This window comes from Sporosarcina sp. P16b, assembly GCF_002743065.1.
In the GTDB taxonomy this organism is placed as follows: Bacteria; Bacillota; Bacilli; order Bacillales_A; family Planococcaceae; genus Sporosarcina.
This window is the reverse complement of record NZ_PDYO01000015.1, coordinates 15,255-30,205: the sequence shown is the minus strand read 5'-3', so window position 1 is coordinate 30,205 and position 14,951 is coordinate 15,255. Positions and strand designations below refer to the sequence as shown.

Sequence of the window (14,951 nt, the reverse complement as noted above, 5' to 3'; positions counted from 1 at the left end):
CTAATTGATGAAGCTATGAGGATGTGACGATAAATGCTTGGCGTATTGAATAAAATGTTCGACCCAAACAAACGTGACTTAAAACGACTTGAGAAAATTGCCGATCAAGTAGAATTATTGGCTGAGGATATGGAAAAACTGTCAGACGAACAATTGACAGCGAAAACAGATGAATTTAAAGAGCGCTATCAGCAAGGCGAAACCATTGAAGATTTGCAACCTGAAGCGTTTGCTGTCGTTCGTGAGGCTTCTCGCCGCGTGCTCGGGTTATATCCGTTCCGCGTGCAAATCATGGGTGCTGCAGCGCTGAACGAAGGGAATATCGCAGAGATGAAGACCGGTGAGGGGAAGACGTTGACTTCTACACTCGCCGTTTATTTAAATGCGCTGACTTCCAAAGGCGTCCACGTAGTAACCGTTAACGAATACTTGGCTAGCCGTGACGCGGGAGAGATGGGGCAGTTGTATTCATTCCTCGGCATGACCGTAGGCTTGAATTTGAACAGTCTCAGCAAAGAAGAAAAGCGTGAAGCGTATGAAGCTGACATCACCTATAGCACGAACAACGAACTCGGTTTTGACTATTTGCGTGACAACATGGTGCTTTATAATGAACATAAAGTACAGCGCCCGCTTCATTTCGCCGTAATTGATGAAGTGGACTCCATTTTGGTCGATGAAGCACGTACACCGCTGATCATTTCCGGTCAAGCAGCGAAAGCGCAGGAATTATATCGCTTAGCCAATCGCTTTGTGATCACGCTGAAAAAAGAAGAAGATTACTCATTTGATGAGTCGACTAAAGGTGTGGTTTTAACAGAGCAAGGGATTGAAGCGGCGGAGAAAGCATTTAGTATCGATAACTTATTCGATCTGCAACACGTGACGCTAAACCACGCCATCAATCAGTCATTGAAAGCGCATGTAAGTATGCATAATGACGTAGACTATGTGGTGGAAGAAGGCGAAGTGGTCATCGTTGACTCCTTCACGGGACGTTTGATGAAAGGCCGTCGGTATAGCGATGGTTTGCACCAAGCGATTGAAGCGAAGGAAGGTCTTGAAGTTCAGAACGAGTCGATGACACTGGCGACCATTACGTTCCAGAACTATTTCCGTATGTATGAAAAACTGTCTGGAATGACGGGTACAGCGAAAACAGAGGAGGAAGAGTTCCGCAACATCTACAATATGAACGTGATTGCGATTCCGACCAATCAACCGATTGCTCGTGATGACCGTCCGGACTTGATCTTCGCCTCGATGGATGGAAAGTATAAAGCGGTAGCGGAAGATATTAGAGAACGACACGAAAAGGGCCAACCAGTGCTAGTCGGTACAGTAGCGATTGAAACGTCTGAAATCATTTCGGCATTCTTGAAAAAGTACGGCATTCCGCATAATGTCTTGAACGCGAAGAATCATGAGCGCGAAGCCGAAATCATTCAAGACGCTGGTAAAAAAGGTGCTGTAACGATCGCAACCAATATGGCTGGTCGTGGTACGGATATTAAACTGGGTGATCAAATCCAAGACGTTGGCGGTTTAGCAGTCATCGGTACGGAGCGACACGAGTCACGGCGAATTGATAATCAGCTCCGAGGACGTTCAGGGCGTCAAGGTGACCCAGGGGTTACGCAATTCTATCTATCATTAGAAGATGAATTAATGCGTCGTTTCGGTTCTGAACAAATGAAATCGATGATGACCAAACTCGGTATGGACGATGAAACACCGATCCAGTCGAAAATGGTGTCACGTTCAGTTGAATCTGCTCAGAAACGAGTAGAGGGTAATAACTTTGATTCACGTAAACGTTTATTACAATATGATGATGTACTTCGTCAGCAGCGTGAAGTGATATACAAAGAGCGTAATGAAGTACTTGGTTCAGAAAATATTCGCCCGGTTCTTGAGAATATGTTGAATTCGGTTATTGAACGTGTCGTGGCGATTCACACTGCAGACAATACTGTATATTCCAAAGGCTTGAAAGACTATTTGGAAGCAAACTTATTGGCTGAAGATACTGTGACAATAGAAGACTTAGAAGGTAAAACACCAGAAGAGTTGCAAACATTTATTCACGAATTGGTGATTGCGCGCTATAATGAGAAAGAGCAGGAAATGTCCGAAGAGCGTATGCGTGAATTTGAGAAGGTCGTTTTGTTGCGCGCGATTGATACCAAGTGGATGGATCATATCGATGCGATGGATCAGCTTCGTAATGGAATTCATTTACGTGCATATGGACAGAGTGACCCGCTTCGTGAATACCAGGCAGAAGGATTTGCCATGTTTGAAGATATGCTAATGGCCATCGAAAACGATGCGACGAAGTATGTCATGAAGGCAGAAATTCGCAATAACTTGGAGCGCGAAGAAGTAGCAAAAGGTCAAGCGAACAATCCGAAAGAAGACGGTGCACCGGTTGCTAAAAAGCCTATCCGACGTACTGTCAATATCGGACGTAACGAACCTTGTCCGTGTGGTAGCGGCAAGAAGTACAAGAACTGCCACGGCAAAGCATAAAGAGAAACAACCACTCAGGAGGAAACCATTATGATAGAATTATCCGATGTTCGCAACGATCTCGACAAAACAGCTAAGAAATTAGCGGACTTTAGGGGGTCTCTTTGACTTAGAAAACAAAGAGGCTAGCATGCAGGAGTTAGATGAAATGATGTTGGAGCCAGGATTCTGGGATGACCAGGACGCGGCGCAAAAGGTTATTTCACAATCGAATGCATTGAAAGACATTGTCGGTGAATATAACGAATTGAACGAAATACAAGAAAATTTGGAAATGACGCTTGAACTTCTACGGGAAGAAGCAGACGCAGAGTTACAAGAAGATCTGATAGCCGAATTAAAAGAGTTCAAAAAGAAGATGGAGCAATTCGATCTTCAAATGTTATTGAGCGATGAATTTGATAAAAATAATGCAGTAGTTGAAATACACTCCGGCGCAGGCGGCACCGAGTCCCAAGACTGGGCATCGATGTTGCTTCGCATGTACACGCGCTGGGCGGAGCACCATGGCTTTAAAGTCGAAACACTCGATTATCAAGCAGGTGACGAAGCGGGCGTGAAATCTGTCACACTTGGAATTAAAGGGCATAATGCATACGGCTACTTAAAAGCGGAAAAAGGTGTACACCGACTCGTTCGGATCTCCCCATTCGACTCTTCAGGCAGACGTCATACATCATTCTCTTCTATTGAAGTCATGCCAGAGTTTGACGGCGATATCGAATTAGATCTGAAGATGGAAGACATCAAAATTGATACGTACCGTTCAAGCGGTGCCGGCGGACAGCACGTTAACACGACGGACTCCGCTGTTCGTATGACTCACATTCCAACAGGTGCGATTGTTACGTGTCAGACGGAACGTTCACAAATTAAGAACCGTGAGCGTGCGATGAATCTTTTGAAAGCGAAGATTTACCAGATTCGCGTGGAGGAAGAGGAAGCGCGTTTGGCGGATATCCGTGGCGAGCAGAAGGAAATCGGATGGGGCAGTCAGATCCGTTCGTATGTTTTCCATCCGTATTCTATGGTGAAGGATCACCGTACGAATGAAGAGACAGGTAACGTTAGTTCTGTGATGGACGGCGAGATCGACCAGTTTATCAATGCGTATTTGCGTTCAAGAATTTCTTAATTATAAAGAGGCAGCCGGGCAAGTCATTTCTACATGACTTGTTGCGGCTGTTTTTTTGAAAAATGGGAGTAGTTTCATTATGAGTTTTGAGGTAGATAGACTGGAATGGTTGTTGGGGTGGGGGATTTGCGCTTCGGAGGGGACGCTTTCTGAGGGCTCGCGGTGAGCCAACCAGGTCGCAAACTCCCTTTTGGTTGTCTCACCTGTCGCCCCTCCTACGCGCAACTCCCTACAATGTAAGTGGGTGACAATTAGTATAGTTCACCGTAAATTGGCTTGGCTGTTAATTTTCACCGTTTAAACTGAAAGCAGACCATAGTAAATGAAAAATCATCTTGTAATTGATTATGTTTGTGAACTCTTGTCACATTTTTCTTTTGAATATTACAAAGACGTTACAATATTACAGATTGTGACAAAGAGTTATCTTTATTTATCTCCAATTCCATAGTAGACGCCGCATTTACTCGTAATTTTACCCACATGACAAAATGTTATGTTTAAGAACTATCAATTTGGTTAATACTATATATGTACTTACTACCAAAGCGTCTTTTATGGGATGAAAGAGACGAAAAACACGATTATCCTCGATAATTTGTAACTTTATCCTCTCTATTCACCATAAATCGATCGAGATTTGGTATACTACTATATGTTAGAAAAATTTAAGTAAAAGGGAGGATATTACATGAAGAACAAACTATTGGCTACACTCTTCGGAGCAGCACTAGTTCTCGGTGCTTGTGGTGGAGGCAACGACAACGCTTCAGAACCAAATAATGACGCGACAAAAGACAACGGCGCAGCTACTTCTGAAGTAGATGCAGAAGCAGTTGTACAACAAAGCTGTGCGTCATGTCACGGAGGAAACTTAGAAGGTGGAGCAGGCCCAGCACTTGATAAAATTGGTGCAACACTTTCTGAAGAAGAAATCCACGACGTGATCGTAAACGGTAAAGGCGCTATGCCTCCTGGTATTATTCAAGGCGAAGAAGCAGACGCAGTTGCTGCTTGGTTAGCTGAAAAGAAATAATAAATACTCAATCGTCTCCAAGATTTTCTTGGTGGCGATTTTTTTTGTACATCCATAAAGAACACTTTCTTACCATTTCGCTTGCTTGATTAATTGATACATAACTGTAATACATAGTAAGATGAAGGCCATGCTATAATAAAAATGGCGAATATGAGAGAAAAACAAAATTCAGGTGGTTATGATGTATGATTGTAATGAAAAATGTATACAAAAAGTACCCGAATGGCGTTGTAGCGTCTAACGGAATTCATGTCGAAATCGAAAAAGGGGAATTTGTATATGTTGTTGGACCGAGTGGCGCAGGTAAATCCACGTTCATTAAAATGATGTATCGTGAAGAAGTCCCATCTAGTGGCTTGATTTACTTCAACAATACGGAACTAACAAAAATGCAAAGAAAAGATGTCCCTTATTTGAGAAGACAAATTGGCGTAGTATTTCAAGACTTTAAACTTCTGCCAAAACTGACTGTCTACGAAAATATCGCGTATGCGCTAGAGGTAATTGAAGAATCACCAAGCGTCATACGTCAAAAAGTGACAGAAGTGCTGAAATTAGTAGGGCTCACCAAGAAAATTAGAATGTTTCCAAATGAACTGTCAGGTGGAGAACAGCAACGGGTGTCGATTGCACGATCTATCGTCAATCAACCGAAGCTCGTTATTGCAGACGAACCGACAGGGAATTTAGATCCAGAGACTTCATGGGAGATCATGAAGATTTTTGAACGGATAAATGCACAAGGCACCACAATTATTATGGCTACACATAATAAAGATATTGTGGATAATCAACCACATCGCGTGATACAGATCGAAGGCGGACTCATCACACGGGATGAGAACGAAGGAGAATACTCCAATGAAATCTAGAACAGTACGACGTCACATTCGGGAAAGTTTCAAAAGTCTTAGTCGAAACGGCTGGATGACCTTTGCTTCAGTGAGCGCTGTGACCGTGACTTTATTATTGATTGGCGTATTCATCGTCATCATGATGAACTTGAATCAACTGGCGGATAACATCGAAAATGATGTGGAAATCAAAGTAGTCGCGGAACCAGGCGCTAGTAAAGATGAAGTCCAGGAACTATTGCAGGAAGTCAAAGAAACCCCAGGTGTTGCCGAAGTCCAGTATTCCTCACGAAAACAGGAATTGGAGAGCATGATTCAATCATTCGGTGATGAGTTAGCGCTCTACAAACAGGACAATCCCCTCGGTGATGCATTATATGTTAAAGCCGATGATCCGAAAAACACCGCATCCATCGCAAATGAAATCGCAACGTACCCGCATACTTTCGACGTGGAGTACGGAGAAGGCAAGGTAGAAAAACTTTTCCATGTCTTAAAAATAGGACGAAACATCGGACTCGGCTTAATAGTAGCCTTGCTGTTTACCGCTATGTTCCTCATATCGAATACGATCCGACTTACCATCGTGGCGAGACGTACAGAAATCGATATTATGAAACTGGTCGGTGCAACAGATAGTTTCGTACGGATTCCTTTCATGCTCGAAGGCGTGTGGCTTGGAATTTTCGGTGCGATTCTTCCGATGGCTCTTATGACGACATTTTATTCGAAGTTGTATAGTTTCTGGGAAGGTCGTTTGCAAAATCAATTATTCCATTTGCTAGATCCTAACCCATTCCTATTACAATTAAACTTTTTACTACTATTCGTCGCCGTCTTTATTGGCGTCTGGGGCAGTTTCATGTCCGTCAGGAAATTCTTGAAATCGTAAGTTTTACTAAGGAGAGAAATAGAATTTGATAAAAAGACATAGAATCATTTCAAGTGTCCTAGCGATTTGTCTGCTTACCACAACGGTTGGCAGCGCAGACGTCTTCGCGGACTCTTTGAAAGATTTGCAGAATGAAAAAAATGCAGCAGACATCAAGAAGAAAAGTTTAGATTCTACTATTCAGAAAAAAGAAATTCAGATACAGGAGAAACAGGCGAAAGTCGATGTACTGGTCTCTCAAATTAAAAAACTAAATGACAAAATTGAAGAAACCAATCAAAATATGGATCGGATCATTGCAGAAATGAATCAGACTCAAATTGAAATTGAGGAACTTCAATCATCTATTAAAGAATTAGAGATTCGAATCAAACAACGGGACGAAGTTTTGCGTGAGCGCGTTCGCGTTATGCAAGTCAAGGGGAATCAAGTCAGTTATTTGGACGTGCTTCTTGGCGCTAACAGTTTCGCGGATTTCATTGACCGTTTCTCGGCAGTATCTACATTGATGGATGCAGATCGAAAAATCATTCAACAGCAAGAAGATGATATAGCGTTGCTTGAGGAAGAAAAGAAACTTGTTGAGCAGAAATTAGCGGAACAAGAAGAGCGCAAGCAAAAAATTCAAGCATTGAAAGACGAATTGCATAACAAAAAGCTTGAAAAAAGAGAAGTGGTCAATCAGCTCGAAAAGAGTCAAGAAAAACTTTCAAGTGAAAAAGGCGCGTTAGAAGAAGAATATAGCGAAACGGTAGCATTCAGTTCTAAACTAGAAAAGAAAATTATCGCGGAACAAAATCGTTTAGCAGAAGTCGCTCGTAAAGAACAGGCGAGAAAGCAAAAGTTGCAGCAAGAAAGATTGGCAGCAGAAGCAGCAGCGGCTGCGGCAAATAGTCGTTCAAGTGCATCTTCAAGTTCAAGTTCAAGTTCTAGTTCCAATGCCGCTCCGCCTGTCTCAAGTGGTACGTGGACAAAACCGACAACGGGTAGTTTCAGTTCAGGATTTGGCTGGCGAATTCATCCGATATCGAAAGTGAGAAAACAACACCGTGGAATGGATATTAGCGCACCTACAGGAACTCCCGTTGTAGCAGCAGGAGATGGTGTAGTATCGTATGCGGGCAGTATGGAAGGGTTCGGTAACGTGATTATGATCACGCATTCCATGAAAGGTCAGATTTTGACAACGGTTTATGGTCACTTATCAACGATTGGTACAAGCTCAGGACAATCTGTCGATAAAGGTCAACTCATTGGAGCGGTCGGTTCGACAGGGTTCTCTACAGGTCCGCATTTACATTTTGAAATGCATGTAGGAAACTTCTCCGCCACAGGGCCAAGTGCAGTCAATCCTTTGCATTACGTTTCTTTTTAATATAGCATAAATTGAAAACCTGCCTAAAAAGGTGGGTTTTCATACGTTCATAGAAAGATTAGGAGGATGGACAATGCCGGTTACGCAGTATTATCCAATCGGTTCTATTACGATGCCGTCTTCTTGGATTGCCTTCATTGCGGGTTTCCTAGTGACCTATCTTTTCATTCGATTATACTTTGGTAAAGTGCATGGCGAACGAATCGGAGATCTGTTTTTCTATGTCGTGATCATTTGGAAATTATCAGTGATTGTAACAGATTTCACTATGGTCATGAAAAATCCACTGTCTATTCTTTATTTCCACGGGGGAAAGTTTGGCTGGATACTCGGGCTAGTCGTAGCAGGTTTATTGATGCTCCGGCGAGTATATAAAGAGAAGTGGAAGCGTATCGATAAATGGTCACTATTGCTTGCGTTAATTTGCTGGCAAGCTGTCTATCAAATCGCTATGACGTTTCTAAATGAAGGCAGTCTGGTTGTAAAAAGCGCAACAATTTTATTGTTTGTCACCGTCTTTGTGCTGTCATGGTGGTGTCAACAAAAGAAAGTCAATACAGTGAGCGAACTTGCAGGTGTCTTGCTAGCGGTTCATTTTCTCGTATCCGCCATTCAAGGAAATCTATTGAACACAGCATTCATCACGACCATTTTTATTGGTTTGTTAATGTGGGGGGTAGAGAAATCTTCCGCCCAACCGATTAGTGGAAAGGAAGAGGTAAAGTGAGTAAGAAAATGATCGGATATATTATTACCGCATTGCTCGTCGGTGCATTGATCTTTATCATGGTAGAAAATTCTACTGGCCAGAAAAAACCGGTGGAAACACCGATTACACAAGCAAGCCAGGCAGATGCATTGCAAGAAGAAGAGGAAGGTTTGGAGCAATATTCACTTGCCCCGGACTTTACACTTGAAACACTTGCAGGCGAAACGGTGACGCTTTCCGAGTTAAAAGGGAAGAAAGTTATTTTGAACTTCTGGGCTACATGGTGTCCTCCATGTAAAGCAGAAATGCCGCATATGGAAAGTTATTATTCAAAACTTACGGATGAAGACCAAGTAGAACTTATCGCTGTCAACGTCACAGAATCTGAGCGACGTGGTATAGGTGAAGTGGAAAAGTTTGTGGCTTCCTATGAATTAAGCTTCCCGATTCCGCTAGACAAGACGGCGGAAGTCACACATACGTATGGTGTGTTCTCGATGCCGACAACGTATATGATTGATACAGAAGGGCGCATTGCACAAAAAGTCATTGGCCCATTAGATGAAAAAACATTGAATGAATTAGTCGATTCCATGGACTGAAAAAAGAGTCTGTTCTCGTGTCGTAACTCCTTGTCTTTCTTCATATAGTGAAGAGAGGAGGAGGTTATGAATGCGTAAGAGCAGGCTTTTTTTGGTGGGGGTGTTATTACTGATCGGCGCCATATGGCTAAATGGCTGCGGGAAGCAGGAAGCTGCAAAGAATGAGTCGATCAGTAAGTTACCTGTAGTAGATGAGGTATTTGAAAAGATTCAAGAGCGAGCCGTATACCCAGTCAAGAAGGACGAGCTGATTGAAGGGGCGTTGCGTGGGATGACCGATACAATCGGTGACCCGTATTCGACGTATCTGACGGGGCAAGAAGCGGAGTCTCACCGGGAATCACTTGCAGGATCACGTGTAGGGATTGGTGCGGAAATGACACGGACGAACGGCAAATATATTGTCGTAGCGCCAATTAAAGGAGGTCCAGCTGAAAAGGCGGGATTACAGCCTTATGATGAAATTGTGCGTGTCAACGGGGAACGTTTGGCCAATGAAACATTACGTGACGTAGTCAATATGATACGGGGCGAAAAAGGGACGGAAGTGAAGTTGACCATTTACCGACCTGAAGCGGATAAGCATATGGAATACACGATCACACGCGATCATATGCCCGTGCAGTCTGTGTCGCATCAGCTGATTAAAGAACGGGATGCTAAGCTCGGGTACATAGCGCTAAGCATGTTTGGTGAAGAGACAGCAAAAGAGTGGCAAAAGGCTACGTCTGACGTCCTCAAAAAAGGTGCCCAAGCTATCATCATCGATGTGCGCGGTAATCCGGGCGGCTATTTGACGGCTGTATCCGAAATTTCCAGTAGTCTATTGGAAGAAGATCGAACGTTCGTCGTAATGCAAGATGCAACAGGGAATTTAACACCAGTGTCAACGGAGAAGGACGATAAGCTTTCATTTAATGAACGCTTGAAACACGTCCCGATTGTTATCGTACAGGATGTAGGTAGCGCATCTGCAAGTGAAGTGTTGAGTGCAGCGATCAAAGATTTGAAACGTGGTGAGATTATCGGCACGACAAGTTTTGGTAAAGGAACCGTACAAGAAACGATGGAATTATCTAACGGTGGAGAATTGAAGCTATCGACGAGTAAATGGTTGACGCCTAAAGAAAAGTGGATTCATGGCAAAGGGGTCACAGCAGATATTGAAGTAAAACAGAATGCTTTATTCACAGAGCATTTGCAGATGGTGACGGATACTATGAAAGAAGGGCATTTCAATGACCAAGTTGCTTATGCGCAACGCATGCTCAAAGCATTTGATCATCGTCCAGGTAGAACGGATGGCTATTTCGATCGCGAAACGGCAGAAGCGGTACATGCATTCCGCGCGGAGTATGAAATCAAAGAAGGCTATGATATGGACAGAGAATTCTTCACGGCATTAAAAACGGCTGCAGAAGAATATCGGGCTGAGCCAAAGAACGACAAACAGTTGCGTATGGCGGTCGATTTCCTCGTCAATAAACTGGAAAAATAATAGCTGAGGCGGTTCGGCAAGGTCTTGAAAAAACAGGACACGCGCGAACAGCCTCTTTTTTTATGCAATTTAGCTTAAATTGGAACTTCCTTCAGAACTCTCTCGCTATTTTCCTTCTTTTTTTGTACAATGAAGAAAAGAGCTATAAAGACAAGCGAGAAAGGTGACAGAAGATGTCTAGCGAACTATTACTTAATTTAAAAGATGCAGTACTGTACTTTTTTCTGAATCCGGTCTGGCTAATCGCTTTAGTGGCTGCCTATATGCTTGGCAGTAAACGCGTAAGCCGCGAGCGAACAGATTTCAATGTGGGCATAAACAAAAGTTCAACTGAAATGAAACATGCTATTTCAGTAGGTTGGTTGCACGGTCTAGTTCTATCGATTTTAATCGCCGGCGTTGGATTGATCGTCGATTTTAACTGGATCATTGTTTTATCCGTTATCATGTTGCTCGTTATCGTATCCTTCTCCTATAAACTAGCCTCACCGATCTACTATGTAACTCTCGCATTTTTTGCGCTGTGGGCATTGGATCGTTTTGCAGGAGATTTTTCAATCGGCACGTGGTTCGTTCAGGAAGACCTAGACTTCTTCGGTACATTAGCGATTACGGTACCGATTATTGCAGGATTGTTGTTAATTTCAGAAGGCTTGTTGGTTCGTCGTCACGCGGCGCGTCATACGTCTCCATCGTTCGTTCCGACTCAGCGCGGAATGCGTGGTGCAATTTATCAGTCGAAGTTACTATGGCTCGTGCCGGTGGTATTTATAGTACCTGGACATATGGTAGCGGAATTTGCTCCATACTGGCCGCAATTCACACTAGGCTCAGAACAATTTTCATTCATTCCGGTTCCTGTAGTCATCGGATTCTCGCAATGGATTCGTTCTACGTTCCCGGACGTGCTACTTCCTAAAATGGGAAAAGCGATCGCTTGGCTCGGTGTAGCTGTCGCGGTGGTAGGTATTGGTGCAATTTGGATGCCGGTACTTGGTTGGGCAGCATTGCTCGCCGGGGTTCTATGCCGTATCTTGTTGAGTGCTATGATTTCACTATCAGAACGCAATAAGCAAGTGTTGTTAGTGCCTCAATCAGAAGGTGTGTATGTAGTAGCGGTTCTTAGCGATTCACCAGCAGAGAAAATGGGCATAGTGCCGGGTGATTTGATCAAGTCGGTAAACGGGATCTCGATTCATAATGAAGATGAATTATACGATGCGATCCAAGTCAATGCCGCACACTGTCGTTTACAAGTAATCGGCCGTGATCAAGAGGTCCGTTTAAAGCAACAAGTGCTGTTCCGTCATGACCACTTCCGTCTAGGTATTGTGGTTGTGCGTTAAAAGGGGAGAACAATATGCATGATTTCGATACGAAGTTACTATTTGCGATGTTGTTGCCAGGGATTTTAGTTGTATTTTTTACGCGCGTGACATTTCATCACGTCGTTGGATTAATTTTGACATTGTCGCTTATCGCAGCATCGGTCTATGCGGGCTATACGCATAACTGGATGTTGTATGTAGCGGATGCGGTGTCTTTGACAGTAGGTTTTTGGTTTGCATCGCGCATGGTGAAGAATGCACGACTGAATCAAACCGAGGAGTGAAAAAGCGGTTTTCAAAGAGCGTATATGCTTTGAAAACCGCTTTTTTGTCTCGAATACTAGCTAGTACCTGTTTTAATTGTATCCACAGTGGGGAATAGTGAGACTAAGAGTTAAAATAAACTGTACACGGCGAGCGCTGCAATGGTACCAATCACGACAAACATTACGTCGAAGCCGAGGAAAGCTAGTGTAAACGCTGTGATCGCACCTATTACACCGAAAAGAATATCATCTTGGATATGTAAAATAGCCGGGAAAATAAGTGCACCGAGCACTGCATATGGAATATTGCGCAACACACCACTGACGATTGGCGGTAATTCCTTGCCGTCAAGAATGGTCAACGGAATCATTCGGGGTACATATGTAGCAACGGCCATGCCAAGCAACATCCACCAATACATAGATCCCATCAGTTTGCCTCCTTCCGTTTAATAAAGCGTTCGACGTTCTTATTACTCTTTACATAAAGAATCTCAACAAATATAGCGGAGGCGAGCGTCGCGACCAAGATCGACCATCCAGTAGATAGTAACTGCGTGTAAAACAGTGCGCAGTGAATGGCTGCTGCAATCACGGCGAGCAACACCACTTTGCGATTGCCTTTCATGGACGGGACAAGCAGGCCGATGAACATCGCATAGAGCGCAACGGACATCGCTTTTTGCAGAAATTGTGGTAAGTTGGCTCCGATGACGTGACCAACTGCTGTAAAGATCACCCAACTACTATAGGCAATCAAGGCAACGCCAAACGTAAAGGCGGTCGTGACTTGCCGATTCTTCTGCGTAGCAAGAACGGAAAAGGTTTCATCCGTGATTCCAAATGCATAGATGGCTTTCTTCCATTTTGGCGCAGGCTCCACTTTTTCACTTAGCGCAGCCGTCATGAGAAAGTGCCTAATATTGACGATAAATGTATTCGTCACGATGAGCCACGGTGCAACACCGGTCGCAAGTAAGCTAAGTGACATATATTGAGCGGCTCCCGCGTAGACGAATAAACTCATTGCGGTTGCTTCGATAATCGAGAGGCCAGTCGTTTTAGCGAGCAGTCCGAATGTCAGCGCAACGGGAAAGTAGCCAATGGCAATGCTTGATCCTGCTTTCAGGCCATGAAAAAAGGTTGTATTCACTAGGCAGCCCATCTTTCTTTTACCAATCTAGAAGCTAGTATACTATAATTCAACAAATTCCACAGCGTTATGACTAAAAATTATGAAAATCAGTGAGGGTGTTGGCGATGAATGAATGGCTATCAATTGATAAAGTGGAGGATTTGGCAGAGCAGTATGAGGCACTAGGTTTTTTCATGGGATTAATTCCAACGTTTTTGGAAGCATTCCTTCCATTTCTGCCACTCTTCGTATTTGTTATCGCCAATGCCATCGCATTCGGCTTTTGGCTAGGCTTTCTGCTTTCTTGGGCTGGAACGGTAGCGGGTTCGTATGTGGTGTTCTTGCTCGTCCGTAGATTTGGCGGCAACAAGTTTTTCTCGTTCCTGACCCGTCCTAAAAAGGTGCAACAGTTAATTCAATGGGTCGAGCGTAATGGTTTTGGTCCGTTGTTTGTCTTAATTTGTTTTCCGTTTACGCCTTCTGCTTTGGTGAATCTTGTGGCGGGCTTGTCGAATATGAATAAGAAGAATTATTTGTTTGTGCTGATGCTTGGTAAGTTGGTGATGATTATGATGATTACGTTTATTGGGTATGATGTGCGAGCGCTCGTTACGCAGCCGATTCGGACGTTGATTATGTTTGTCGTTATTTTCTTGCTGTGGTTGGTGGGGAAATGGTTTGAGCGCAGGTTGACGCGGAAAGTCGAAGAGGATTTCAGGAGTTTTTCTAGTGTCCATGGTGATCGTAAAAAAGAATAAAGGTTAACGGTTCCTGTCTCTCTTTTCTTTCGGTACAATGGAAGAAAGAGCGATAGGATTTTTTTCTTTCTAAAATAGAGAGAGGTGATGGGGAGGGCACCGTTGATCTGCGTTCCAGGCGGACGCTTTCCCATGGGCCCGCGGTGAGCCAACCAGTTCGCTACGCTCTCTTTTGGTTGTCTCACCTGATCGGGCTGATCCATCGGGAGTCGCCGCCTTCCACTCCGATCAACTAGTTTGTGGTTCTGATTGTTGTGACGTGAATAAAACTTACTGTCAAAATTTTTAAGTGTTAGATAAAAATGTGTTGGGTCGTGGCTCGACGGATTGTCGGGTACTAAAATCAGCGAGTGTATGCTTTCCGGACCCGCGCAGGCACGTGGGGGATTGCCTCCAGCCCTGAGCCAGCTGGCGATAGGGCTGCCAGTTGTCTCATGGCCACGGCCTACCCCGCAGTTGTGCCTGCGCTACTGTGGGGAAATAAATTAGTTTGTGTTTCTAACGGAAAGAAAACCAGCGGAATTGTGGTACCTATCACTTATTTCTTGCGAGTGAAGTGTATGAATTGCTCTACACATCACCTAACGAAGGCGCCTGCTGTGGTAGGCTCCTTGCGAAAGCCATCCACCAGCGCCGGAGTGGAGCCAATGAGCATCCCACTTACATTGTCAGCAAATCCACAATCTTATGCCCAAACGCTAACAGTAAAAAGCACGTGCAAGAATGGCAACTCAACGCTGTTTATTACGCACTCCTACCAGAGCCGTAATTCAGTAGGCACTATATTAAAAACGATCCTACAACGTAACTTACCTTATATAAATCCAA

The 14,951-nt window shown here is 43.9% G+C and carries 14 protein-coding genes; 12 read left to right on the top strand and 2 right to left on the bottom strand.

What is annotated here, in order from left to right; all coding sequences use genetic code 11:
• Window positions 1-33 precede the first annotated feature (33 nt).
• The 11 genes from secA to CSV77_RS13580 all read left to right on the top strand — a co-directional run bounded on the left by secA (window position 34) and on the right by CSV77_RS13580 (window position 12,248).
• Complete coding sequence (gene secA, locus CSV77_RS13630; protein WP_099673813.1) at window positions 34-2,532, top strand: preprotein translocase subunit SecA; 2,499 nt, start codon at window positions 34-36, stop codon at window positions 2,530-2,532.
• Between the two features lie 33 nt (window positions 2,533-2,565).
• Window positions 2,566-3,667, top strand: a protein-coding gene (prfB, locus tag CSV77_RS13625) for a peptide chain release factor 2 (protein ID WP_099673841.1) whose coding sequence is annotated in 2 segments (ribosomal slippage) — window positions 2,566-2,637 and window positions 2,639-3,667 — 1,101 coding nt in all. Because the reading frame shifts where the segments join, the coding sequence is not laid out codon by codon here.
• A gap of 691 nt (window positions 3,668-4,358) precedes the next feature.
• Window positions 4,359-4,703 (top strand): cytochrome c551, encoded by a 345-nt coding sequence (gene cccB / locus CSV77_RS13620; RefSeq protein ID WP_099637506.1) that lies wholly within the window; start codon window positions 4,359-4,361, stop codon window positions 4,701-4,703.
• A gap of 188 nt (window positions 4,704-4,891) precedes the next feature.
• On the top strand, window positions 4,892-5,578 hold the full coding sequence (ftsE, locus tag CSV77_RS13615) for a cell division ATP-binding protein FtsE (protein WP_099673812.1): 687 nt from the start codon (window positions 4,892-4,894) through the stop codon (window positions 5,576-5,578).
• Window positions 5,568-6,452: a permease-like cell division protein FtsX gene (gene ftsX, locus CSV77_RS13610; RefSeq protein ID WP_099673811.1), complete on the top strand. Its 885-nt coding sequence runs from the start codon at window positions 5,568-5,570 to the stop codon at window positions 6,450-6,452. The genes ftsE and ftsX overlap by 11 nt, the downstream gene beginning before the upstream one ends.
• A gap of 25 nt (window positions 6,453-6,477) precedes the next feature.
• A complete protein-coding gene (locus CSV77_RS13605; RefSeq protein ID WP_233212252.1) occupies window positions 6,478-7,827 on the top strand; it encodes a murein hydrolase activator EnvC family protein in 1,350 nt (449 codons plus the stop codon).
• A 73-nt stretch (window positions 7,828-7,900) separates the two neighbouring features.
• The gene (locus tag CSV77_RS13600) at window positions 7,901-8,554 is read left to right on the top strand and encodes a hypothetical protein (protein WP_099673810.1); all 654 of its coding nucleotides are present in this window, start codon (window positions 7,901-7,903) and stop codon (window positions 8,552-8,554) included.
• Window positions 8,551-9,138, top strand: a complete 588-nt coding sequence (locus tag CSV77_RS13595) for a peroxiredoxin family protein (protein ID WP_099673809.1) — start codon at window positions 8,551-8,553, stop codon at window positions 9,136-9,138. Before CSV77_RS13600 ends, CSV77_RS13595 begins: the two co-directional genes overlap by 4 nt.
• A 70-nt stretch (window positions 9,139-9,208) precedes the next feature.
• On the top strand, window positions 9,209-10,636 hold the full coding sequence (locus CSV77_RS13590; RefSeq protein ID WP_099673808.1) for a S41 family peptidase: 1,428 nt from the start codon (window positions 9,209-9,211) through the stop codon (window positions 10,634-10,636).
• 173 nt (window positions 10,637-10,809) lie between these two features.
• Window positions 10,810-11,982 (top strand): PDZ domain-containing protein, encoded by a 1,173-nt coding sequence (locus CSV77_RS13585; protein WP_099631057.1) that lies wholly within the window; start codon window positions 10,810-10,812, stop codon window positions 11,980-11,982.
• Window positions 11,983-11,996: 14 nt separating this feature from the next.
• Window positions 11,997-12,248, top strand: coding sequence for a CsbA family protein (locus CSV77_RS13580; protein WP_099631056.1), 252 nt, complete (start codon window positions 11,997-11,999; stop codon window positions 12,246-12,248).
• Window positions 12,249-12,358: 110 nt separating this feature from the next.
• On the opposite strand, the gene CSV77_RS13575 is transcribed toward CSV77_RS13580, so the two are convergent.
• A complete protein-coding gene (locus CSV77_RS13575; protein WP_099673807.1) occupies window positions 12,359-12,661 on the bottom strand; it encodes an AzlD domain-containing protein in 303 nt (100 codons plus the stop codon).
• On the bottom strand, window positions 12,661-13,383 hold the full coding sequence (locus CSV77_RS13570) for an AzlC family ABC transporter permease (protein ID WP_233212251.1): 723 nt from the start codon (window positions 13,381-13,383) through the stop codon (window positions 12,661-12,663). Before CSV77_RS13570 ends, CSV77_RS13575 begins: the two co-directional genes overlap by 1 nt.
• Window positions 13,384-13,490: 107 nt before the next feature.
• On the opposite strand from CSV77_RS13570, the gene CSV77_RS13565 reads away from it, so the two are divergent.
• Window positions 13,491-14,123, top strand: coding sequence for a TVP38/TMEM64 family protein (locus tag CSV77_RS13565; protein ID WP_099631053.1), 633 nt, complete (start codon window positions 13,491-13,493; stop codon window positions 14,121-14,123).
• The last annotated feature ends 828 nt before the right edge of the window (window positions 14,124-14,951 follow it).

Coding starts and splice junctions, on each gene's coding strand:
- secA (WP_099673813.1), top strand. CDS start 34: ATGCTTGGCGTATTGAATAAAATGTTCGACCCAAACAAACGTGACTTA.
- cccB (WP_099637506.1), top strand. CDS start 4,359: ATGAAGAACAAACTATTGGCTACACTCTTCGGAGCAGCACTAGTTCTC.
- ftsE (WP_099673812.1), top strand. CDS start 4,892: ATGATTGTAATGAAAAATGTATACAAAAAGTACCCGAATGGCGTTGTA.
- ftsX (WP_099673811.1), top strand. CDS start 5,568: ATGAAATCTAGAACAGTACGACGTCACATTCGGGAAAGTTTCAAAAGT.
- CSV77_RS13600 (WP_099673810.1), top strand. CDS start 7,901: ATGCCGGTTACGCAGTATTATCCAATCGGTTCTATTACGATGCCGTCT.
- CSV77_RS13590 (WP_099673808.1), top strand. CDS start 9,209: ATGCGTAAGAGCAGGCTTTTTTTGGTGGGGGTGTTATTACTGATCGGC.
- CSV77_RS13585 (WP_099631057.1), top strand. CDS start 10,810: ATGTCTAGCGAACTATTACTTAATTTAAAAGATGCAGTACTGTACTTT.
- CSV77_RS13580 (WP_099631056.1), top strand. CDS start 11,997: ATGCATGATTTCGATACGAAGTTACTATTTGCGATGTTGTTGCCAGGG.
- CSV77_RS13575 (WP_099673807.1), bottom strand. CDS start 12,661: ATGGGATCTATGTATTGGTGGATGTTGCTTGGCATGGCCGTTGCTACA.
- CSV77_RS13565 (WP_099631053.1), top strand. CDS start 13,491: ATGAATGAATGGCTATCAATTGATAAAGTGGAGGATTTGGCAGAGCAG.